The 23,185-nt window shown below is 54.6% G+C and carries 23 protein-coding genes; 15 read left to right on the plus strand and 8 right to left on the minus strand.

Annotation, left to right across the window (positions count from 1 at the left end; genetic code table 11):
• A partial coding sequence (locus tag GX147_00450) for a response regulator (protein ID NLN59181.1) occupies positions 1-1,638 on the plus strand: 1,638 nt, incomplete at its 5' end.
• A gap of 141 nt (positions 1,639-1,779) precedes the next feature.
• On the opposite strand, the gene GX147_00455 is transcribed toward GX147_00450, so the two are convergent.
• From GX147_00455 to rsfS, 6 genes are all read right to left on the minus strand, one after another.
• Positions 1,780-2,730 (minus strand): methionyl-tRNA formyltransferase, encoded by a 951-nt coding sequence (locus GX147_00455; GenBank protein ID NLN59182.1) that lies wholly within the window; start codon positions 2,728-2,730, stop codon positions 1,780-1,782.
• Between the two features lie 80 nt (positions 2,731-2,810).
• Complete coding sequence (gene priA, locus GX147_00460; GenBank protein ID NLN59183.1) at positions 2,811-5,234, minus strand: primosomal protein N'; 2,424 nt, start codon at positions 5,232-5,234, stop codon at positions 2,811-2,813.
• Positions 5,235-5,348: 114 nt separating this feature from the next.
• Positions 5,349-5,711, minus strand: a complete 363-nt coding sequence (gene dksA / locus GX147_00465; protein NLN59184.1) for an RNA polymerase-binding protein DksA — start codon at positions 5,709-5,711, stop codon at positions 5,349-5,351.
• 155 nt (positions 5,712-5,866) lie between these two features.
• Positions 5,867-6,349: a D-glycero-beta-D-manno-heptose 1-phosphate adenylyltransferase gene (gene rfaE2, locus GX147_00470; protein ID NLN59185.1), complete on the minus strand. Its 483-nt coding sequence runs from the start codon at positions 6,347-6,349 to the stop codon at positions 5,867-5,869.
• Between the two features lie 34 nt (positions 6,350-6,383).
• Positions 6,384-7,121 carry a ComF family protein gene (locus tag GX147_00475; GenBank protein ID NLN59186.1) on the minus strand — a complete coding sequence of 246 codons (738 nt, stop codon included), beginning with the start codon at positions 7,119-7,121 and terminating at the stop codon, positions 6,384-6,386.
• On the minus strand, positions 7,111-7,476 hold the full coding sequence (gene rsfS, locus GX147_00480; protein ID NLN59187.1) for a ribosome silencing factor: 366 nt from the start codon (positions 7,474-7,476) through the stop codon (positions 7,111-7,113). Before rsfS ends, GX147_00475 begins: the two co-directional genes overlap by 11 nt.
• A gap of 276 nt (positions 7,477-7,752) precedes the next feature.
• Here rsfS and GX147_00485 point away from each other — a divergent pair, with 276 nt between their 5' ends.
• The 9 genes from GX147_00485 (at position 7,753) to ybgF (ending at position 14,658) form a co-directional block, all read left to right on the plus strand.
• Positions 7,753-8,640, plus strand: a complete 888-nt coding sequence (locus GX147_00485; GenBank protein NLN59188.1) for a sugar phosphate isomerase/epimerase — start codon at positions 7,753-7,755, stop codon at positions 8,638-8,640.
• Positions 8,637-9,614, plus strand: a complete 978-nt coding sequence (locus GX147_00490) for an ABC transporter permease (protein ID NLN59189.1) — start codon at positions 8,637-8,639, stop codon at positions 9,612-9,614. Before GX147_00485 ends, GX147_00490 begins: the two co-directional genes overlap by 4 nt.
• A 91-nt stretch (positions 9,615-9,705) precedes the next feature.
• Complete coding sequence (locus GX147_00495) at positions 9,706-10,437, plus strand: Tol-Pal system subunit TolQ (GenBank protein NLN59190.1); 732 nt, start codon at positions 9,706-9,708, stop codon at positions 10,435-10,437.
• A gap of 6 nt (positions 10,438-10,443) precedes the next feature.
• Positions 10,444-10,872: a protein TolR gene (locus GX147_00500; GenBank protein ID NLN59191.1), complete on the plus strand. Its 429-nt coding sequence runs from the start codon at positions 10,444-10,446 to the stop codon at positions 10,870-10,872.
• Positions 10,869-11,654: a TonB C-terminal domain-containing protein gene (locus tag GX147_00505; GenBank protein NLN59192.1), complete on the plus strand. Its 786-nt coding sequence runs from the start codon at positions 10,869-10,871 to the stop codon at positions 11,652-11,654. Before GX147_00500 ends, GX147_00505 begins: the two co-directional genes overlap by 4 nt.
• A 95-nt stretch (positions 11,655-11,749) precedes the next feature.
• Entirely contained in the window at positions 11,750-11,923 is a 174-nt protein-coding gene (locus GX147_00510; protein NLN59193.1) for a hypothetical protein, read from the plus strand.
• Positions 11,924-11,962: 39 nt separating this feature from the next.
• Positions 11,963-13,060, plus strand: a complete 1,098-nt coding sequence (locus GX147_00515; GenBank protein NLN59194.1) for a Tol-Pal system beta propeller repeat protein TolB — start codon at positions 11,963-11,965, stop codon at positions 13,058-13,060.
• 153 nt (positions 13,061-13,213) lie between these two features.
• Positions 13,214-13,798 (plus strand): peptidoglycan-associated lipoprotein Pal, encoded by a 585-nt coding sequence (gene pal / locus GX147_00520; protein ID NLN59195.1) that lies wholly within the window; start codon positions 13,214-13,216, stop codon positions 13,796-13,798.
• 23 nt (positions 13,799-13,821) lie between these two features.
• Entirely contained in the window at positions 13,822-14,658 is an 837-nt protein-coding gene (ybgF, locus tag GX147_00525) for a tol-pal system protein YbgF (GenBank protein ID NLN59196.1), read from the plus strand.
• Between the two features lie 159 nt (positions 14,659-14,817).
• Here the strand turns inward: ybgF and GX147_00530 are convergent, their stop codons facing one another.
• Together GX147_00530 and GX147_00535 are read right to left on the minus strand one after the other, a co-directional pair.
• A complete protein-coding gene (locus GX147_00530; GenBank protein NLN59197.1) occupies positions 14,818-15,483 on the minus strand; it encodes a phosphoribosylglycinamide formyltransferase in 666 nt (221 codons plus the stop codon).
• An 87-nt stretch (positions 15,484-15,570) separates the two neighbouring features.
• A complete protein-coding gene (locus tag GX147_00535; GenBank protein NLN59198.1) occupies positions 15,571-16,623 on the minus strand; it encodes a phosphoribosylformylglycinamidine cyclo-ligase in 1,053 nt (350 codons plus the stop codon).
• Between the two features lie 306 nt (positions 16,624-16,929).
• Between GX147_00535 and recG the strand changes: the two genes are divergently transcribed.
• The 5 genes from recG to GX147_00560 all read left to right on the plus strand — a co-directional run bounded on the left by recG (position 16,930) and on the right by GX147_00560 (position 23,148).
• Positions 16,930-19,293, plus strand: a complete 2,364-nt coding sequence (gene recG, locus GX147_00540) for an ATP-dependent DNA helicase RecG (GenBank protein NLN59199.1) — start codon at positions 16,930-16,932, stop codon at positions 19,291-19,293.
• 213 nt (positions 19,294-19,506) lie between these two features.
• Positions 19,507-20,820: a homoserine dehydrogenase gene (locus tag GX147_00545; GenBank protein NLN59200.1), complete on the plus strand. Its 1,314-nt coding sequence runs from the start codon at positions 19,507-19,509 to the stop codon at positions 20,818-20,820.
• 25 nt (positions 20,821-20,845) lie between these two features.
• Positions 20,846-22,066, plus strand: coding sequence for a cofactor-independent phosphoglycerate mutase (locus GX147_00550; protein ID NLN59201.1), 1,221 nt, complete (start codon positions 20,846-20,848; stop codon positions 22,064-22,066).
• Complete coding sequence (locus GX147_00555) at positions 22,056-22,484, plus strand: acyl-CoA thioesterase (protein ID NLN59202.1); 429 nt, start codon at positions 22,056-22,058, stop codon at positions 22,482-22,484. The genes GX147_00550 and GX147_00555 overlap by 11 nt, the downstream gene beginning before the upstream one ends.
• Entirely contained in the window at positions 22,474-23,148 is a 675-nt protein-coding gene (locus tag GX147_00560) for a tetratricopeptide repeat protein (protein NLN59203.1), read from the plus strand. The genes GX147_00555 and GX147_00560 overlap by 11 nt, the downstream gene beginning before the upstream one ends.
• The last annotated feature ends 37 nt before the right edge of the window (positions 23,149-23,185 follow it).

Consider the following 23,185-nt stretch of genomic DNA (forward strand, 5'->3'; position numbering starts at 1 on the left):
ACCCTCTTCCCCTGCGAGGTTTTGCTGGGCAGGTTCGAGATGGAGGGGAAGGAGATGGTTCAGGCCGCCGTACGCGATATTACGGAACGTGTTAAATCCGAGGAAACCATCCGGGAAAGCGAGAACCGTTTCCGTCTCCTGGCGGAGAGCACGCCTCTGGGAATTGCCGTCCTCAATCCCGAACTGAAGTTCGAGTACTTCAACCCCCGTTTTACGGAGATTTTTGGTTATACGCCGGAAGACTTGCCTGACTGGCGGATATGGTCGGAAAAGGCCTATCCCGATCCCGCATACCGTAATGAATTTGAAATGTTCTATAGGGGGGAGGTCATGGTCAATCCCGAAGCGGGACGGGTGCACCAACGTGTACTCAACACGTTCTGTAAAATCGGAGGCGAGAAGATCATCCATTTCCGTGCCGTGATCATGCCGAACCATCACCACCTCCTGACCTTTGAAGATATTACGGAGTACCGGCAGATGGAAATTCAGCTTCGGGAAGCACAGAAGATGGAGGCAATCGGCACCCTGGCGGGGGGGATAGCCCATGATTTCAACAATCTGCTCATGGGCATTCAGGGCTATGCTTCTCTGATGATGCTCGAAATCGATCAGCAGCATCCCTTCTATAATAATCTGGAAGCCATCGAAAAACAGGTCCGCAGCGGCGCCGATTTAACCCGCCAGCTCCTGGGATACGCCCGGGGAGGACGATACGAGGTCCGCCCGACAGATTTGAACGAACTGATCGAACAGACCCTGGGCCTGTTTTCCCGTACACGGAAGGAGTTGAATATCCACCGTTCCTATGGGAGCGCCCTCTGGGTGACCGATGTCGACCGGACGCAGATCGAACAGGTTCTGCTGAATCTTTTTCTCAACGCATGGCAGGCCATGCCGGGGGGCGGGGACCTCTATCTGGAAACGACCAATATCCTGTTCGATGAGAAGGAGGCTTCGGATATCGACCTTGTCCCCGGGTCTTACGTCAGGATCATCATTCGGGATACCGGTGTCGGCATGGATGAATGGACCCGCCAGCGGATCTTTGAACCTTTCTTTACCACGAAGGAAATGGGCCGTGGCACGGGGTTGGGCTTGGCCACCGTTTACGGTATTATCAAGGGGCACGGGGGGTTCATCGAGGTGCGTTCCGAACGGGGAAGCGGGTCCGTTTTCTTGGTTTACCTGCCGGCGTCCCAGGAGAGCCTGGAGGAGGAAAAGCTCCGGCCCACGCAAGAGCTGAAAAAAGGAAGGGAGACGATTCTGCTGATTGATGACGAAGAAGTGGTTCTGATCGTGACGAGGCGGATTTTAAGAATGCTCGGCTATGGCGTGATCACCGCTTCCTCCGGCCCCGGCGCCATCGAGCTTTATCGTTCCCGATGCGATGAGATCGCCCTGGTCATTCTGGACATGATCATGCCGGGGATGAGCGGCTGCGAAGTATTCGACAGGCTGAAGCGAATCAACAGCGAGGTAAAGGTGATTCTGTCCAGCGGATACAGCCTGGAAGGGCAGGCCCAGGACATTATAGACCAGGGGGCCCTGGCTTTCATTCAGAAACCCTTTTCAGCCAGCAAGCTTTCGGAGAAAATCCGGGAGGTGCTGGAACGGCCGGAGACGGACGGAGGGTAGGGGGCGGGAGAAGACGGGGCGCAAAAAAAGGTGATATCCGGGATGGGCTGACTAAACCATTCATACGCCCCGTCATGGTTCATCTTTTGTCTTGCCGTTTAGGAAACGCGGTTGCAAAGGTGTAGCCGTACTGAACATGTCTTAAGCAAGAGGCCCCAGGATTGTTTCTGGTGTGACGCGGTAACCACGGAGGAAATCAGCCATGGACATCCGTTTCCTGTTTTCCATCTGGATTTCCTCCGGGTAAACGAGACCGTCTGCGGCGGCAATGGCCGGATTGCCGTCCTTTCCGACACGGAGGACCGTTCCCGGTGATGACCCGGACGCGGATGCTTCACCCCGGGCGGCGTAAACTCTCAGTTTTTTCCCGTCCAAAAACGTGTAGGCCCCCGGATTTGGGGACAGGCCACGGATGAGAGAGAGAATTTCGCGGACCCCCTTGCTCCAGTCGATGAGGCCATCCTCTCTTTTGATGCGCGGGGCGAGTGTTGCCCTGCTGTGGTCCTGTTTGACGGGACGGATCGATCCATCTGCGATCATGCCGATCGTCTTCAGAAGCATCTCGGCTCCGAGGACGGCCAGACGGTCATGGAGGCTGCCGAAGTTGTCTCCCGGTGCGATCGGCACCGCCTCCTGCAGCAAAATGTCACCTGAGTCCACCCCCTCGTCCATCTGCATGATCGTCATGCCCGTCATGGTTTCGCCCCGGATCAGGCTCCACTGGATCGGGGCGGCGCCTCGGTATTTCGGGAGCAGGGACGGGTGAACATTGATGCAGCCATAGTGTGGTCGCGTGATCATTTCCATCGGCAGGATCTGACCAAAAGCGACGACAACGACCAATGCCGGCGCCAGGTCACGGAATATTTTCAGAAAGGATTCGTCACGAATTCTTTCGGGTTGAAAGAGCGGAAGGCTAGAGGCCTCGGCAAGGACTTTGACCGGTGGCGGCGTAAGACGGCGGCCCCGGCCGCTGGGACGGTCCGGTTGGGTGACGACGCCTGTCAGAGGCGCCCCGTTCCCGATCAGGATTTTCAACGAAGGAACGGCGAAATCCGGTGTGCCCATGAAAAGAATGGATGGCGCTTGCATGAACTGATCTCCTGTAGAGCGCGAATATAGGGAAACAGCGTTGATGTGTCAAGGGATAAGGGAAAACCGGGGTTATGGCCCTACATGAAATTCAGGGGGTCCACGTCCGCTGTGATGCGGAGGGGGCCTTTCTTGTCCATCAGGAGAATGGTGCGAGCCAGTTCATGCAACGGACCGGTTTCCCGGCCCTTCAAGAGAATCTGCCAGCGGTGGCGGCCCCGGATTTTTTCGATGGGGGACCGTATCGGTCCCATAACCTGGATGTGCCGAAACCGGCGTTCCTTCTCTTGCAGGGAGTCCAGAGTCGATTTCAGGACGGCCAGGTCTTTTTCTCCCTTCTCCCGATGGAGCGTGGAGAAATGTAGGGTAATCATCCTGCTGAATGGTGGAAAGGAAAGCGTTTTTCGGAGAGCCATTTCATCCTCGTAGAAAGAGATGTAATCATGACTTCGGGCTCGAATAATGGCGTAGTGGTCCGGATTGAGGGTCTGAATAACGACGCGCCCGGGAGTTTCCCCCCGGCCGCTACGGCCGGAAACCTGCGTCAGAAGCTGGAAGGTTCGTTCGGCTGCCCGAAAATCGGGCATGTTCAGTGACAGGTCGGCGGAAATAACCCCAATCAGGTTGATATGCGGGAAGTCATGACCCTTGGTGATCATCTGGGTGCCGAGGAGGATATCTATGTCCCTCCTTTCGAGGCGCTTCAGGATGTATTCCCGGCTGCCCCTCCGGGAGATGCTGTCCCGGTCCATTCGTGCGATGACCGCATTGGGAAAATACTTTTTGACCTCTTCTTCCAGGCGTTCCGTGCCGATACCGTAACGTATGATGCGGTTTTTCCCACAGAGGGAGCAGACGGTTGCGACGGGGCTCTGGTGGTCGCAGTAATGGCAGTGAAGACGGTCTGTTTCAGAATGATACGTTAGAGAAACCGAACAGTTGGAACATCTGAACACATGGCCGCAATCCGGGCAGTGGACAAACGTGTGAAAACCCCTTCGGTTGAGAAACAGCAGGATTTGGTGTCCGCCGGCGAGGCTGTCCTCCATGGCGGAAAGGAGGGTACGTGAAAAAACGGGAATAGCCCCCCTTTCATCCCTTTCCTTTGTCATGGCCACCACGGCCACTTCAGGCAGGGGTCGTCCCTCCACGCGGGAGGGCAGTGACAGGTAGGCGTATTTCCCCGTGTGGGCATTGTAAAAGGTCGGCAAAGCCGGTGTGGCGGAACCGAGGACAACGGTGGCTCCATGCTGTTTCCCCTTGACAATGGCGGCGTCCCGACCGTTATAGGGTGTTCGCTCATCCTGTTTGTAGGAGTCGTCGTGTTCTTCATCGACGATGATCAGTCCCAGATTGCGGATGGGGGCAAAAACCGCCGATCTGGCACCCACGACGAAACGGACCTCGCCACGGAGGATACGCTTCCATTGGTCATAGCGAATCCTTTTCGGAATGTCGCTATGCCAGACAGCTATTTCCAGGAGGGGGAAGCGGTTCCCTATTCGCTCAAGAAGCTGCGCGGTCAGGGCGATTTCGGGGACGAGGTACAGAACGCCCCGTCCGGTGCGCAGGGTTTCCCCTATGGCGCGGAGATAGACCTCGGTCTTCCCGCTGCCCGTGACGCCATGGAGAAGGCAAACGGAAAAGGTGGATGCGGCGAGTTTCTCGTGGATATTTTGTACGGCTTCCCCCTGATCCCGGTTGAGAATCGGCGGTTCCATCCCCGGTCCCGCGGGACCACGAAGCCCCCCCCCGGGGGGGATATCCTTTAGCGAGATTTCCAGAACGCCCTTTTCCCGCAGGGCCCTGAACAGAGACGGAGTGTAGGCCTCCCGGCGCCGCAATTCGGCAAGGGCGGTCTCGCCCTGATTTTCAATGTCCTGCAGAAGGGTCCGCTGCCTGTCTGTCAGGGTCACATTCTCCGGAAAGGGCCGTCGTACGGCGACACACTTCACGGTTCCGGCAGAGATTTGCCGTTCCGTCAGTTCCTCGACGACCACCAAATTCCTTTTTTCCAGCGATTTTATGGCTTCTTTCAAGGCTTTTGCGGAGAGAAGGCCTTCAATCTCCGCATGGGTGACGCCTTCAGCACGGTGGCGAAGGAAAGTCAGAAGTTCAGTTTCGTCGGCGGTAAAGCACTCTGTCGGCTCCGCTTCGGTATCCCCTGCCAAGCGGATCACCCGCCTTGTTTTCGGGTTGATTCCTGCGGGAAGAGCCTCGCTCAAGACCCGACCGATTGGTTGCAGATAATAATCGGACAACCACTGGTAGAAAAGGAGGTCATCGGCATCAAAAAGCGGTTCCTCATCAAGAATCCGGATGAGGTCCTTCGTTTTCGGATAATCCGGGGTGGCCAGTACTTCTAAAATATAGCCGGTGAGTGTCCTGCCGCCAAAGTGAACCAGTGCCCGTTTCCCGAGGGCCGTATCCGATTCCAGATCTGGAGGAACCCGGTATACGAAGGTTCTCCCGGTCGGAATGTTCACGGCGACTTTGACAAACACGGCGGCGGTCCTTCGCTGTTTGCCAAAGAAAGAAAAAAAGCGTCCTCTCCCCACGCGACTGGACGTGAGACGGCGGACGCTTGATCGTCATCACCTGAAAAATGAGGACTTACGTCATTCTCCCTTCAGCTTTTCGAGTTTTTCCTGTTTGGTCTTGCATTCGATACAGAGCGTAGTAACGGGTCTTGCCATCAGCCGTTTTTCCGAAATGGTTCCTCCACAGGTGTCACAGATACCAAAGGTTCCGTCGTCAATACGTTTGATTGCTTCCTGCATTTTCGCGATAAGCTTTCTTTCCCGGTCTCGGATGCGCAGCTCAAAGTTCCGGTCCGATTCCAGGGCGGCCCGGTCGGTCGGGTCAGGAAAATTGACCTTCTCGCTGGTCATTTCGGAGACGGTTTTTTCCGCCTCACCCAGAAGTTCGCTGATCTTCTGGGTCAGCATAAATCTGAAAAACGCTAACTTATCCGGTTTCATGGTCATCTGCCACTCCATTATTCCGCAATCTGTCAAAAAGGCCATAACCAATACACGAAAGGCCGTTGTTTGTAAAGCAAAAAATCATCCCGCAAGACAGCCCACTTCCCAGTATGAGATGAATATCGCAGGAATGGAGAGGGAAGTCGTGATGGCTATTTGTCATTGTAAACAGCCCGAATCTTTTCGACGAGGTTCGTCGTTGAGGCGCCCTTGACCTCTGGGATAACGGCAACCCGCCCTCCCCAGCCGCAAACGGTATCGCGGCCGACTATTTTTTCCTCCTTCCAATCGCCTCCTTTGACCAATATGTCCGGCCTCAAAATTCTGATCACTTCCAGGGGTGTCGGCTCATCGAAGATGGTCACGTAATCCACCGATTCCAGAGCGGACATCACGTCAGCCCTTTCCGTCTCGGGCACAATAGGTCTTTTCTCCCCTTTGATGGCCCGGACGGAACGGTCGCTGTTGAGGGCTACCACCAGAATATCGCCTTCCTTTTTTGCCTCCCTCAGATAACGCACATGTCCGACGTGGAGAATATCGAAACAGCCGTTGGTAAAAACGACCCTTTTCCCCTGGCGGCGCAACGTCTCAATTTCCGCTTTCAAGTCTTTTCGTGACAGAATTTTGCTCATCGTTTCCCTTTCCGTCGTCCCCGGGCGGTGCCGTTCAGTAAAGGGCGCGGGCCAGGGTTAAAACCGTCACCGACGGGGCTCCCGCATGTCTCAGCGTGCGTGCGCATTCCCGTACGGTGCTGCCGGTCGTATAGACGTCGTCCACCAGAATAACCTTTCTCCCCTCCAGGGCAACCTTTTTTCTGACCTGGAAGGCCCCCTTGACGCTTTGTTCCCGGTCCCGGCGGCCAAAAGAGACCTGAGGCGGCGTATGAACAGACCGGACTAATGACAGGTAATCCAGTTTCTTGTTGTAGCGTTTGGCGAAAGCCCTTGCCAGAAGCAGGGATTGGTTGAACCCCCGCTCGCGCAGCCGTTTTGTGTGCAGGGGGACGGGTATGACCACGTCGTAATCGCTTAAATCGCAAGCGTGGTAGGAGTAGTCGGCCATCATTTTGCCCAGAGTTTCCCCCACCATCGTATCACCGACGTATTTGCATCGATGAATCATATCCTGGAGGACCCCTTCGTAGGCTGCAACCGACCGTGCCGCCACAAAAGGCGGGGGGGTCAGGAGGCATTTTTCGCAGAGATGATCCGCCGCCGCCGGATCGGCATAGGGGGTTCCGCACGAGGGGCAAAGGGGTGGGGAGCAACGGCGCAAACTGTCCGCACAGCTCCGGCAAACCGCGTAAGGGAGGGCTCTCTCCAGGACTTGCGTGCAGCCCACGCAGCGGGACGGCAAAATGAGGTCGATCAGACTTCGGCCAATGTCGGCAACATTACATTTCATCGCTCAGGGCGGTCAGGCTTTGCGTGTCTTCAGGCACCCTCATTATCGGAGCGTCGGACCAGAGTCGTTCCAGATCGTAAAAAACCCGAACCGGTTCGTGAAAAATGGAAATTACGACGTCGATGTAATCGAGAAGAATCCACTTTCCAACTGCTGTCCCTTCCGTACCGAGGGGGAGGATCCCGGTTTTTTTCATTTTTTCCTGGATGATGGAGGCCAGCGCCTGGACTTCCCGCTCCGAGTCACCGCTCATGATGACGTAATAGTCCGCGAATGAAGAAATATTTTTGATCCCGAGAATAACCAGAGCTTTGGGTTTCTTTTCCAGGGCCGCGTTGACACAGCGTAGAACCAGTTCCTGTGACGTAAGCGCCAGTGTTTCCTCCAATCATGCCTCCCGAATGTAAGTGGTTTCGTCCGTCCGCGAAGGGAACCGGTTTGTCGAACCGACTCCATAAGCGAGGTGGGTGGCGAGCAGGCCGTCGGGCCGCGTCTTCCCCCCTCCCTGTCCAACAATGGGCTTTGGTTATCCCGGTACCAAATAATTCGTGGTGTGTCAATCTCAAAGGCTCCCATTCCGAGTTGATGAATCGAACGTGTTATGATAGAGGGGACCTTGACCGGAGCCGGGATGGATTTCGGTCAACTTACTGAAAACAGAACAGTTATGTTGATGAACCGTTGCCTTTTTCCGTATATCCAGGTTCATATGCCCTTTCATCTCCTGCGGGAAACGTATCTCCCTCTGGTCATGGCTGAGCGTATCAATCCGGAGGTGGCCATCAGTCACCGGGATCTGGATGAGTGTCCCCGGGAAGTTTTTCTAGAAATCGGCGGAAAATTGCAGGAAGCGGGATTGAGGGTAACGGTCCACCTCCCTTTTCTGGATCTGCGGCCCGGGGCGATCGATCCGATGGTTCGCCGGGTGTCGAAAGAGCGTATCGGAGACGCTCTTGATCTGTCCGTTTTCTTCCGGCCCGTTTCCGTCGTATGTCATGCGGCTTTCGACAGCCGCTACTATCCGTCCGATGAAGAGCAATGGCTAAACAACAGCCTGGAAACCTTTCGGTCGTTTCTGCCGCGAGCCCGGACTTTGGCTTGTCCGATCTGTGTGGAGAATGTATACGAAACGACGCCGGTCATACTGAAAAGGCTCCTGGACGGTGTGAACTCTCCATTTCTGCGTTTCTGCTTCGATACGGGGCACCATAACGTTTTTTCAGAGGTGCCGCTCGAAGACTGGATCAATACGCTGAGCCCCTACCTGACCCAGCTTCATCTCCACGATAATCAGGGGAGCCGTGATCAGCATCTGCCGCCGGGGGAGGGTAATTTCCCGTTTGGTGATCTGTTTACCATGCTCAAAAAGAGGAATCTGACGCCGATCGTCACCCTGGAAACCCATTCCCTTGAAAACTTTCGCAAGGCCGTCGCCCGGATCGGGGAAAGCGGGTGGTTTCCTCTGAAAGCGGCCGGGGCGGAGGAAATCGAGAAGGCATCCGGAGAAACCTTGTCATGATGCTCTATATCTGTAAGAGATTGCTCTTCATGATACCGCTTCTCCTCGGGATTACGATTGTCTGCTTCGGCGTCATGCACCTCGCGCCGGGGTCGCCGACGGATATGCAGACCCAGATGAACCCGCGGGCGTCCATTGAAGCGCAGGAGCGGTTGCGGGCCATGTATGGCCTGGACAAGCCCGTTTATGAACAGTACTGGATCTGGCTGAAAAAGGTTGCCGTTTTCGATCTCGGAACATCCTTTTCTCCTGACCGCCGCTCCGTCACGGAAAAGATTCGGGAACGGATTCCCATCACTGTCCTGCTCAATGTCCTGTCTCTCATCCTGATTCTTCTGGTGGCCATTCCCATCGGTGTTCTTTCGGCGGTGCATCAGAATTCTCTGTTCGACCGTCTGACCAGTGTATTCGTTTTTGTGGGTTTTGCCGTGCCGACCTTCTGGCTCGCCCTTTTACTCATGATTTTTTTCGGTGTTCATCTGAACTGGCTGCCTATCTCGGGCCTGCGCTCCCTGAATTACGAGTACATGCCGCCCTGGACGGCTTTCTGTGATCTGCTCAGGCACCTGGTCCTGCCCGTTTTGCTGTCCGCCTTCGGGGGGCTCGCCGGTTTTTCCCGCTTTATGCGATCGAACATGCTCGAAGTGATCCGCCAGGATTACATTACAACGGCCCGGGCCAAGGGCTTGAGTGAACGAACGGTGATTTACAAACATGCCCTGCGTAACGCCCTGCTGCCGGTCATCACCATTCTGGGGTTGTCCGTTCCCGGTCTTATCGGGGGGAGTGTCATTTTTGAGACCATATTTGCCATTCCGGGTATGGGGCAACTTTTCTACATGTCCGTCATGTCAAGGGATTATCCCGTGATCATGGGGATCCTCTATATCGGCGCGATCCTTACCCTGTTCGGCAATCTTCTGGCGGACATATCCTATGCCCTGGCGGATCCGCGCATCCGGATTTCATCTTGATGGACGGGGAAGCCAAAGTCAGGTTGACATGCGGCACGTTATCCTTTAGATAAGACGGCTAATCTATTCAAAATAAGGGGGACATTCCGCTATGCCTTCTGCAGGTTCCGTTGCCGTGGGGAGCAATTTCCACAACAGTGTTCTGGGTATGATTGTCGACGCCGGCGGCGTCGTACAGTTTGTTCTCTTTTTGTTGCTTGTCTTTTCCATTGTCTCGTGGGCCATTATTTTTCTGAAATACCGGGAATTGGGACGGATCAAAAAGGAAAACAACCTGTTTCTCGATCTCTTCATGAAGAAGAACAGGATAGCTGATCTTATCGTCGAAGCCAGAAAATTCAGATATTCGACGGTGGCGGAAGTCTTTCGCGTTGGGTACGCTGAACTCGTCAAGACGACCAAAACGACCAGAACCCCGGGAAGTGATGAGCCGCTTTCCCCATCGGCGGAGGACGGTATGATCGTTTTCCTCGAACGCGCCCTGGCCCGGAGTTGCTCAGCCGAAGCGTCGAAGATGGAGAAAGCTTTGGGTTTTCTGGCAACAACGGGGAACATAAGCCCTTTCCTCGGCCTGTTCGGAACGGTTTGGGGAATCATGGATACGTTCAAGGGTATCGGCGTCCGCGGGTCAGCGACCCTGGCCGTGGTGGCTCCCGGCATATCCGAGGCGCTCATCGCAACGGCGGCCGGTCTGGCCGCAGCGATTCCAGCGGTCATTTTCTATAACTATTACTTGAACCGAATACGCGGAATCAGTATTGAAACGGATAACTTTGCGTCCGATTTTCTGAATCTGATCGACCGTTACTACAGTAGAAGATAACACGCCATGAGGTATTTCAAACGACACCGTTTCTCGGAACACCGTCCCCTGTCGGACATCAACGTCGTCCCCCTCGTAGATGTCGTCCTGGTTTTACTGATCATATTCATGGTGACGGCGCCGATGCTTCAAATGGGGATAGATGTGAACCTGCCCAAGGTGAAAGCAAAGAGCGTGGACATTACCGAGGAAAAACTGGTCCTCAGCATTGATGACAACCGCATGATATTTCTGAATAAAAATCACATTGCCCTGGCGGACCTCCAGACGAAGCTGGAGGCCATTTTCCAGGACCGCATAGACCGGGAAGTCTTCATGAGGGCCGACAAAGAGGTCCCCTACGGTTTTGTCGTCGAAGTCATGTCGGAAATCAGGAAGGCGGGTGTGGACAGGTTGGGGATGGTAACGGAGCCGCCACGCGAGACAGGGGAATGACGGATCCGATTGATACGATTACGCTTGATCCGGGTCTGGTGGAATCCATAGATCACCTGCGGGCGCGTTCCTACGAGAAGCCGGCCCTGGGTTCGGTGTTGGTCTCCTCCATAATGATCCATGCGCTTTTCCTCTCCCTGGTCCTGTTCCGTCCCATGACAACGGCGATGAAACTGACCTTGGGCCCATACTATACAGTCGATCTGGTGCGTGACGTCGAGGTTTCCGGTCGCCGTCTCAATCAGAGTACTTTCTCCAGAGATATGAAAGAACTCCTCGGTGACCAAAGCGGGACGGTGCTGAAAAAAAAGGCGGACACCCTCGAATTGCCGCCGATCAGCAGGCTCGACAGCGGGAAAAAACCGTCGCAGGATGTTGCCGAGGCCATTGAGGAGCTGCGGCGTAAAATGGCAGGGGACAGCCCACCAAAAAGGCCTCCTGCCGTCACCGACGCCCCGGCGTCAACCGGCTCTTCCGCAGCTTTGGACGAGATGAACGCCTACTACGGGGCGGTCTGGTCCCGAATCAGGACGAAATGGGCTTTCCCCGGCGGAATTCTCCCGGGAAACGACCTGGTTGCCGTGGTGCATGTCCGAATCATGAAAAATGGGGCAATTGAGGGGGTTGCCCTGGAAAAACGTTCGGCAAATGCATTTTTCAATGAATCGGCGGTCAAGGCAGTAAAAAAGGCGGCACCGTTTCCTCCCTTTCCTGTCTGGATGAGGGATTCCAGTATCGAAGTGGGGATCCGGTTCCATTCGTCTCAACTCAATATGAGATAGTCATTTCTTTTGAATCCCGATGCGACGCCGGGATTCGCTTGTTCGGGCGGGTTTCGGGATGGAAATGCCTGCTGGTTTGAAGGGAAGGCTTCTTCATGCGAAAAACAGTCATGTTCTGGGTTGGCTTAGCGGTTTTTTGGGGGTCCGTTTGCCTGACGGGGGCATCCGCACGGGTTTATCTCGATATCGATTCCCCCGGTTTTGAAAAATTTCCCCTGGCGATTGCGGATTTTCAGCAGCGGGACGGTGATAGAACATCCTCTGATTAATCGCTTTGGTTTCCGAATGAAATTGGCCGCTATCTGACGATGACGGACTATTTCCAGATCAAGGATCGTCGGGCCTTCCTTGAGTCCTCCGCGGTTTCCCGGGCCGACCCCTTCAAGGTATTTTTCCCCGACTGGACGACAATCGGCGTCGATTTTCTGGTCAAGGGCGTTTTTTCCCTGCAGGGAAACTCATGGGCCACGGAGATCCGTGTTTTCGACACCATCAAGGCGCAGGAAGTGTTTCGTAAAACATATCGGGGCACGCAGGAGGGAAAATCACGGCTGGCCCAGGCGATGGCGGAGGACATCCTGTTTGCCCTGACGGGAACCAGAGGGTTGTTTGATTCAAAGATCACGTTCACGCAAAAGACACCCCTCGGGTCGGAGATTTATGCCATCCCCTTCGACGGTTCACCACCGGCTCCCCTGACGAAGGAGTATGCCCTGGTGGTATCGCCCCACTGGTCTCCGGACGGCCGCTACCTTTCCTATACATCCTACCGAAGCAAGACCCAGGCGGTCTATATCAAGGATGTGGAGCGAAAAACGACCAGACGGGTTTCACCTTATCCGGGAATAAATCTGGCCGGTCCCTGGTCTCCGGACGGAACGAAAATGTTGTTGACCCTGAGTCGGGACGGAAACGGGGAAATTTACACTCTGGAGATTGCCACAGGTAAGCTGGCCCGGATAACCCGGCATTTTGCCATTGACGTTTCTCCCGTCTGGTCTCCCGATGGGAAGCAGATCGCTTTCGTTTCAGACCGGTCCGGATCACCCCAGATTTATATCATGAACGCGGACGGCAGCGGGATCCGAAGGCTGACCGACGAAGGGGCATACAACACGTCCCCCGCCTGGTCACCCAGGGGTGACCGGATTGCCTACGAGAGCCGGACAAATCAGGGGTTTCAAATCTTCACGGTGAACACGCAGGGCGAAGACATTAGGGCGATGACGTCGGCGGAAAAAGGAATTCACGAAAAGCCGGCCTGGTCTCCGGACGGCCGCTATTTGGCGGTCATATCGCGGCAGGGGAGACGCCATCGGCTGGTCATCATTTCAGTCAGCAGTTCCACAACGCGGAAGATTTATGAAACGGACCGGAAGTGCAGCGGCCTGGACTGGACGCGCTGAGCGGTTAATTCTTTTGGAAAAGTTTTTAAGTTGACCGGCACCGGGTCTTTATGTTTTAATATCGTGTATTGTTCGATTCCATACCTTCAGTCCGAGCCCATGGATTTCAAATATCCAAATAGTTGCATAAAACACGATAAGGAGGACGAGCCGATGAAAAATGTCATGCGTAACGTTTTCATAATGATCGTGACCTTGACGGTAGCCATGTTTTTTCTGGGTTGCGCCAAGGAACCGATCGTCAAGCAGGATGTTCCGCAACCGGAAAAACCGGTTGTAGCCGAGCCCGTACAACCCGATACGGGGCCGCTTGCCAGGGTCAGTGAGGCCGTGCCCGACGAGGGGATGCCCTCACAAAAAACCGGCGCCGAGGGTTTGGGTTATTTCAAGGTGGGGGATTATATTTTTTATGATGTACGCTTTGATTTTGACCGGTATTCGCTGCGACCCGAAGACCGGGAAGCCCTAACCCGTCATGCAAGGTGGTTCAAGGATCACCCGGATTATTCGGTTCTGATCGAAGGACACTGTGACGAGAGGGGCACGCAAGAATATAATCTCGCACTGGGGGAACGCAGAGCGGATGCGGTTCGAAAGTATCTGAGCGATTTGGGCGTTTCGGCGGGAAAAATGAGGACGGTCAGCTATGGGAAGGAAATGCCCCTCGATGGTTCGGGGACGGAAGAGGCCTTTGCGAAGAACCGACGAGCCCATTTTGTTGTAACCCCCGATAAATAACGGATGGAGCGGAGGGTAAATATTTGAAGAGAACCCTGAGTGCAATCTCGTTTTGTGTCCTCATGGCTTTGATTGCCGGATGTGCGATGCAAAGTGATCTCAACCGTCTGACCCATCAGCTTCAGGAGCATCAGAGGCAGACAGACGAGTACCTCAAAGCGCATCAGGAGATGCTCGATCGTATGGAGGAATCGGTGACGTCCCTGCATAAAGGGCAGGCCGACGTCGGTGTCGAAATGATGTCCCTGAAAGAGTATCTGCAAGAAGTTCAGGGGTTGAGTGACAAGTGGCGAAAGGATCTGACCCTCCGTTTGAGCCGCAAGGATGAGGAAACCAGGGAGCTCAGAGAGAAACAGGACCGCTTTGTTCTGCGACTCAATTTTCTGGAAACCTACCTGGGTGTGGTGGAAAAGGACACCAAAAGCGAGAACGGGGACAGGAATAAACCGTCAAACGGTGTGACAAAAGATACGCCCAAGGTGTTTTCCGACAAGGATCAGGTTTATGCGGCGGCCTATGATCTATTCAAGGAAGGGATTTACGAAAAGGCCCGGGCACAGTTTCGGGACTTCCTGAAAAATTACCCCAATACGGAGTATTCCGATAACGCTCAGTTCTGGATCGGCGAATGCTACTATTTTGAAGGAAACTATGAGCAGGCCATCCTCGAATACGACAAGGTCACAAAGAATTACCCGAACGGCGACAAGGTGTCGCAAGCCCTCCTGAAGCAGGGACTTGCGTTCGTCAGCATGGGGGATAAAGTCAGTGGGCGATTGATCCTGCAGCAGGTCATCAAGAATTATCCCAATACAAGCCAGGCACGGGTAGCCCGTTCCAAACTGCTGGAATTGAAATAAACCGGATTTTCAGAAACCGGGGGGCCGCCATACGATGCGGCCCCCCTTCTTGATTTGTCGTTTCGTGAGGCACCATACCCCCTGCTTCCCCGGCGAAACATGTCCATAGTATTGGAATCACCATCCTGCTTTCGTCGGGCCGAGAAACCGGGTTCCCGGTTAGAATTTTTCGAGAGGGGGGTTGTGTATCGGACGGATATCCCCTTCATGTAAATCCCTGATTTTCACATGCCGGTTTTGAATGATGATGCGGCCTTCCGCATACAATTGAATCGCCTGCGGGTAGATGCGGTGCTCCTCGCGGAGGATGCGCTCCGCCAGGGTATCCTCCGTGTCCGTTTCCAGAACGGGGACAACGGCCTGGATGATGATCGGTCCTGAATCGACACCCTCATCGGCGAAGTGGACCGTGCATCCGGAAAATTTGACACCGTGATCGAGGGCCTGTTTCTGACCTTGGAGACCGGGAAAGGAAGGAAGAAGCGCCGGATGGATGTTGATGACCCGACGGGGAAAAGTTTTCAGGAATTGAGGAGATAGAACCCGCATGAACCCGGCCATGACGACCAGTTCGACGCCAAAGGCCTTCAAGGTCTCCGCCATGTTCCGGTCGAAGGCCTCCCGGGTGGGGAATCCCCGGTGCCGGATGACGACGGTGGGGATTTCATGAATTTGTGCTCGGGTTAAAGCATAGGCGTCGGGATTGTTCGAGATGACCACGCGGATTGTTGCATCAAGTCGTCCCGCCTCAATGTGGTCGATGATCGACTGGAGGTTGGATCCACTGCCGGAAGCCAGGACACCGATAAGGACCTTTTTCGACATACGGCGACCTCGTGCTTGGTTCCGAAGACATACGGTGCGGTCAAGGGAACCGGGAAAAGAAAAAAATCACTGCCGTTTTTTCGGGGATCAGGGGTTGTCACTGAAGACAACCATCGGATCTTCCTCCTCCCGTTTGTCCACGTAGCCGATCACATAGGCGCGTTCATCCAAATGCACCAGATGCTCCAGAATTTCCTCGGTTTCCTTTTCAGGAACGACCAGGACCATACCGATTCCCATATTGAAAACCTGGAACATTTCCGTTTCGTCAATGTTGCCAAGGCGCTGCAGGACGGAGAAGATCGGTGGAATCTCCCAGGAGCCACGGTCAATGATGGCCATGCAGGGTTTCGGGATAACCCGGGGAATGTTGTCTAAGAAACCGCCGCCGGTTATATGAACGATTCCCCCGATGGCGAAGCTCTTCAAGAGATTCAAAATGGATTTTACGTATATGCTCGTGGGTTTGAGCAATTCTTCGCCGATTGGGCCTCGCAGTTCGTCCACCACCGAATCGACAGTCAGCTTCGCTTTTTCAAAGATGACCTTTCGGACCAGAGAATAACCGTTACTGTGGAGACCGCTGGAGGCGATGCCGATGATCTGGTCTCCCACGCGGATTTCCGAACCGTCGATCAGGCGGTCCGCTTCGGCCACGCCTACACAAAAACCGGCCAGATCGTATTCGTCATCCTTGTAGAAACCCGGCATTTCGGCCGTTTCCCCGCCGAGGAGCGCGCAACCCGCTTCCGTACAACCCCTGACGATACCTTCGACGATCTGAACGTTTATATCCATGCTGATTTTGCCCGTGGCGATGTAATCCAGGAAAAACAGCGGTTCGGCTCCGCTGACGACCACGTCGTTTACCGACATGGCCACCAAATCGATGCCGACGGTGTTATGCCTGTTCATCATCTGGGCGATTTTCAGCTTGGTTCCGACGCCATCGGTTGAGGAGACGAGGATCGGATCCTTGATTTTCTGGGTGTCAAGGTGAAAGAAACCACCGAAGCCGCCGATATTCCCCATGACTTCCTTGCGGGATGTGGATTTGACCATCTGCCTGATTTTCTCGACAAAGGCATTACCACGTCCGATGTCCACACCGGCACTGCTGTAGGTGGTTTTTTCTTCCATAACGATTCCCCGAATTGTTGGCGGCTGTTTTATTTAAGGGAAGGATGTCTTCTCCCAAGATAGGTAAACCAACAGACGTGCCTTCTAGCGCATATCCCATGAATTGTCAAATCATTCCTTGCGGCGCAAGGGGGATTCTGTTAACAATACCATCCTTTGTACCCGTAATCATTGCATTCTCGATTCAACAAAATGAAGAATATACAAACCATTGACGCCATTCTGGACAAAATGGAGAATCCTCTTCGATTCGCTTCCCGGGACGGGTATTTGCATCTCCACCTGCTGCGTGATGTCGAGAGTCTCATGGCGAAGCTCCTGGCCCAACTAAGCCTTGCCCTTCGCCAGTTCGACGGGTTAGCAGGGAGTCGCGAAATAGGACGTATGTTCATGTCCTGGAAAGCCGTTTTCCGGCACTTTGACAGCCTGTCCCTGGAGGAGAAAAAAGAGCGGGTTGAAACGGCCCTCGATCTTCATCGAGACATATCACAGCATCTTCGGCACCATTTCGTGGAACAACCGGAGACTTTGACGCTTTTACATGAGCAACTCCGTCGGGATATGGAACACAATCTGAAAAGGCTCGCCTTGCCCGTCCAGTACGTCCGGGGGGTGGGCCCCCGGATATCCCAGTTGCTGGCAAAGAAAAACCTCAGCCATGTCGAAGACCTGCTTTATTTTTTCCCCCATCGCTATGAGGACCGCCGGTTTGTCAAATCCATCGCGGAAACGGAGGTCGGACGGCGGGAAACCATTGTGGGGACGGCGGCCCGTGTGGACATGCACAGGTACGGGAGGAAGCCGGTATTTGAGGTTGGTTTTCATGACGGATCCGGAACGCTGTCGGCGAAATGGTTCCGGGGCCGGCCTGCCTACCTGAAAAACGTATTCAAAACCGGGCGGCGCTATATCCTCTCCGGTGAAATAACCCGTTATTTTGACGGGAAAACCATGATTCATCCCGATTTTGAGCTGTTCGAAGATGAGGGAGACGACCTGCTGCATTTCAAACGGATTGTTCCCGTTTATTCGGAAACGGAGGGTCTTCGTCAGAAATCCCTCCGCCGGGTCATGATGGATGTGGTGGAACATTATGCGTCAAATCTCATGAGTCCCATACCCGAAGACATCTGCCGGCGTCGCCGGCTGATGGATATGGATCGCGCCATCCGGGACGTTCATTTTCCGCCACAGGATGCGGATTTTCGCCTTCTCAACGACATGCGTTCCGAAGCACACCGGCGTCTGATTTACGATGAGTTCTTTTTTTTCCAACTGGGAATGGCAGTCAAGAAGAAAGGGACGGTCCTGCAATCGGGAATTGCCTTCAAAACGGGGGGCAGTCTCGTGCGGCGATTTTTGGGTCTGCTTCCCTATGAACTGACAGGTGCCCAGAAGCGGGTCATTGCCGAAATCGAGGCGGATATGGGGCGGAATTGCCCCATGAACCGACTGCTGCAGGGTGACGTCGGCTCCGGGAAAACCGTGGTTTCTCTGGTGGCAATGCTGACCGCCTGTGACAATGGCTGCCAGGCGGTGATCATGGTGCCGACGGAAATCCTGGCGGAACAGCACCATCGGGGTATCGGCCCTTGGATGGAGGAATTGGGGGTGAAAACGGCCCTCCTTACGGGCAGTATCGGTGCCGCGGAAAGAAGAACCATGCTGGAGGCTATTCGGGACGGGACCATTCAAATCGTGATCGGTACCCATGCCCTCTTTTCCCGGGATACGGCATTTGCCAATCTCGGACTGGTCGTGATCGACGAACAGCATCGCTTCGGTGTTATTCAGCGGGCCTCCATTCGGGAGAAGGGCTTGAACCCCGATGTTCTGGTGATGACGGCGACCCCGATTCCCCGGACCCTGGCCATGACGGTTTACGGTGACCTGGACGTGTCCGTCATCGACGAACTTCCGCCGGGGCAAAAGCCGATCCGCACGAAGCTCGTCTATGAACAGCAGCGCGAAAAGGTCTATGAGGCGGCCCGCAAGGAACTGGCCCGGGGCAATCAAGTCTTTGTGGTCTATCCGCTGGTCGAGGAATCGGAAACCCTTGATTTGAAGGATGCAACACGCATGGCGGAACATTTGGGGAACGAGGTTTTTCCGGATGAGTCCGTCGGCCTCATCCACGGGAAACTCAAAGCCGCCCGGCGGGAAGAGATCATGACGGCTTTTCAATCCGGCCAGATCCGGATCCTGGTGGCCACGACGGTCATTGAGGTCGGTATCGATGTGCCCCGGGCGTCACTGATGATTATCGAGCATGCGGAACGATTCGGCCTTTCCCAACTGCACCAGTTGCGCGGCCGGGTCGGACGGAGTGATATTCCTTCAACCTGTATTCTTCTGGTGCAGAAAACCGGATCCGAAGATGCCCGACGCCGCTTGAAAGCCATGATCGAATCCCAGGATGGATTTCACAACGCCGAGGCGGATCTGTCGATTCGCGGTCCCGGCGAATTCATGGGGACCCGGCAATCGGGAATGCCCGATTTTCGGGTGGCCAGTATTGTCCGGGACGGGAAAATTCTCGGTGAAGCCAAAAAGGATGCTTTCGATCTGATCGAAACGGATCCGGATTTGGGAAAAGACGAACATTTTTTCCTGAGGGAAGTGCTGAAGAGACGATGGCAAGGCAGGCTGGACATTGCTAAAACCGCCTGATATTCAGGGGAAACGCTTTTGCTGCCTCAATTTGGCCGGATGAATTTGTTTTGACAAAAGAAGGCACCTGTTATAGAAACCGGGCGTGTTTGCCGTGATCCTGAGGGGAACGGGGATCAGGCGGGGGACGCGGCGCACCGCTGCATCGCCGGGGTAAAATAATGGCTGCCGGCCAAGATTCCCGGTCGGCGTTTTAGAGAAGGGGACGGATCCATGAAAGAGTCGATATCGATAGGCTTGATCGGTTTCGGTACCGTCGGTTGCGGTGTGGTAAAGCTGTTGCAGGAAGAAAAGGACCTTTTTGAAAAACGTGTCGGTGCCCGGCTCGTCTTACAAAAGGTGGCCGATCTCGATATCTCAACACCCCGGCCGGTGGTGCCGGAACCGGGATGCCTGACGACGGATGCCGGGGAAGTCATTGCCAACCCGGAGATCGATATTGTCGTGGAACTCATGGGAGGCTATGAGCCGGCCCATTCCTTTCTTGTGGAAGCCATCAGGGCGAAAAAGCATGTCGTGACGGCGAACAAGGCCCTCATCGCCACACATGGAAACGACCTTTTCCGTATAGCCGAAGAAAACGGGGTGGATATCGGTTTCGAAGCCAGTGTGGGCGGAACGATTCCGATCATCAGGACCATCAAGGAAAGCCTCGTTGCCAACCGTATCGAATCGATTTTCGGCATCATGAACGGTACGTCCAATTTCATCCTGACCAAGATGACCGACGACGGAGAAAGTTTTGCCGTTGTTCTCAAGGAAGCCCAGCGTCTCGGGTTTGCCGAGGCCGATCCGACGTTCGACGTCGAGGGAATCGATGCATCCCACAAGCTGGCGATTCTGGTTTCTCTGGCATACGGCAAGAATGTAAGCCTCGAGGAGATCTATGTCGAGGGCATTACGGGTATTACGGAGCAGGATATCGCTTTTGCAAGGGAGCTGGGGTATCGGATCAAGCTGCTGGGCATCGCTGTCGATCGCGGCGATGCCGTTGAAGCCCGGGTTCATCCGACGATGATTCCCTTCAGTCACCTCCTGGCGAATGTGAACACGAATTACAATGCCTTTCATATCGTCGGGAGCGCTTCCGGTCCGATTTTTCTGTACGGGCAAGGGGCGGGCATGATGCCCACGGCATCGGCCGTGATGAGTGATATCGTTGATATCGCACGGAATATCCGTAAAGGTACCGGCTGTCGCGTGCCGGCCCGTTCGGTCCGGGAAAAGGACATGTCGGAGATTCGTCTGCGTCCCTTCGACGAGGTGAGGTCCAACTATTATTTCCGTTTCACCGCTGTAGATCGGCCCGGGGTCCTCTCCAAGATATCCGGCATTCTCGGTGAACGGAATATCAGCATCTCCACCGTGATTCAGAAGGGCAGGACAAAAGAAGGCGCCGTGCCGGTTGTCATGACGACTTACAAGGCGCGGGAGCGAGATGTCCGCGAAGCCCTGCAGGCAATTGACCGGCTGGATGTCGTCCTGGACAAGACCGTACTGATTCGCGTGGAGGACGATGAACTGTGATTTGCGTGAAAAAAATCTATAACCTATGAAATACATCGTGTTGTTGGGAGACGGCATGGGTGATTACCCCCTGACCGAACTCGGTGATCAAACCCCCCTGGAGTATGCCAGGACGCCGAATATGGATCTCATGGCAAGGGAGGGTACCATCGGCTTGATCGATACCATTCCCGAGGGTTTCACCCCCGGGAGCGATGTGGCGAACCTGAGTGTTCTGGGTTACGACCCCCATGAATATTACTCCGGACGGGCGCCTTTGGAAGCCGCCAGCATGGGGATTCATCTCGGTTCCGATGACGTCGCGTTCCGGTGCAACCTGGTGACTTTAACGGACGGACCCGATGCCCGGATGGATGATTTCACCGCTGATCATATCAGCTCCGCCGAGGCGAAAGCGCTTATCCTGGAGCTTCAGGCGGAACTGGGGAATGAAACCTTCCGATTTTATCCCGGTGTGGGTTACCGTCATTTGCTGGTGTGGCGTGGAGGGGATCCTTCGTCAAAAACCACGCCGCCCCATGATATTACCGGTAAGAAAACCGCACCTCATCTGCCCGTCGGGAGTACGAGTGACGTGCTGATCGATTTCATGGAGAGGGCGAAACCCGTTTTGCGAAATCACCCGGTAAATCGGAACCGCCTGTCCAGGGGCAGGAAAGCCGCCAACGCCATCTGGCTTTGGGGGCAGGGTAAGGCTCCGGCTATGGCGCCTCTGACGGAGACGTACCATATTCGGGGCGGAGTCATCTCGGCGGTGGACCTGTTGAACGGAATCGGCGTGTACGCCGGACTGGAAGTGCTGCGTGTCGAAGGCGCCACGGGTTACATCGATACGAACTACCGGGGTAAAGGTGAAAAGGCCCTGGAATGTCTCCAGGAGCGGGATTTTGTTTTTGTCCACGTTGAGGCCCCCGATGAAATGGGGCACGAAGGCAATGTTCAGGGCAAGGTCAAGGCCATTGAAAACTTTGACGAGGCCGTTGTGGGGACCGTCCTGAATGGGCTGAACGCTTTCGATGCCTGGCGTATTTTGGTTCTTTGCGACCATCCGACGCCGATTGTCCGGCGCACCCATACGGCAGACCCCAGCCCCTTTGTCATCCTGTCGTCCCTGGGGAATGAGAATCGGAAAAACGGTGCGGCTTACACGGAAAGAGAGGCGAAGAATGGGGGGATTCTCGTGTCGCCCGGTTATCGGTTGATGAACCTCTTTATCAGGGACTGGGGCCGGTTCGTTGAAGCGTAACCAGACAAGAATCCGTGTCATTTACGCGGACACCGATGCCATGGGGATCGTTTACCACACGAATTATATTAAATGGTTTGAAATCGGTCGCAATGAACTCTTTCGGGAGATGGACATGCCTTATGCCTGGATTGAACAGCAGGGTTACGGTATGCCCTTGACGGAGGTTTTTGCCCATTATCTGTACCCGGCTGAGTACGACCAGTTGCTGTGGGTGGAAACGGGAATCGGCTTTGTGAAACGGGCCAGCCTCCGGTTTGACTATGTGATATGGGATGAGCCCCGGGAAAGGATGCTGGTGGAGGGACACACGGTCCATGCTTTTGTTGATCGGGGACGGAGGATTGTCAGAATCCCCCCCCTCATTTTGGACCGGATCAGAAAAACGGAAGAAACGGGAGAAACATATGGCGGATAAAATGACGAGGATGGACCTGGAAGAGCCGGACAAGCTGCAGGTGTTGTTTGAAGAATCCCTGGAATATGTGCAGCGTAACCGAACCAGAATCACAATCATCGCCACAGTGGTTGTTATTGTGGTTTTACTGGTTGCGGGCTGGTTCCTCTACAGCCGGATCTGTGAAAACAAGGCCCTTGCGCTCTATCAACCCGCTTTCCTTCTGGAAAAATCGGGGGACGCCAAGAAGGTGACGACGGCGGTCAAACAGTACAGAGATCTCCTTGACGCCTATCCGCGAAGCAATGCCGCCGTTTTGGCCTCCTATCGACTGGGCAACCTCTCCTTTAAAATGAACCGTTACGACGAAGCCATTGTCTTTTACAACCGATATCTGGGACGGGCGTCCAAGAGCAGCGATTTGACCACCCTTGTTTTGAGTGCTCTGGGGGCTTCACACGAAGCGAAGAAGGACCTGAAGAAAGCCCTGGAATATTACGAGAAGGCGATCGTTACGCCTGTCGATAACGGGTTCGTCGCCCTCAATTACCAAAACATCGCCCGTATTTACGAGGAGATGAATGACAAGGCCAAGGCCCTCGATTATTATGAAAAAGCACTGGCGATTACAGTCGATCCGGCCACGGAACTCTTCATCAAAAGAAAAATCGCCCTGAACAGCTGACCCAGCCAGTCTGGTACAATAGAGAGGAAGCAAGACG

This window comes from Deltaproteobacteria bacterium (assembly GCA_012522415.1).
Classification (GTDB): Bacteria; Desulfobacterota; Syntrophia; order Syntrophales; family JAAYKM01; genus JAAYKM01.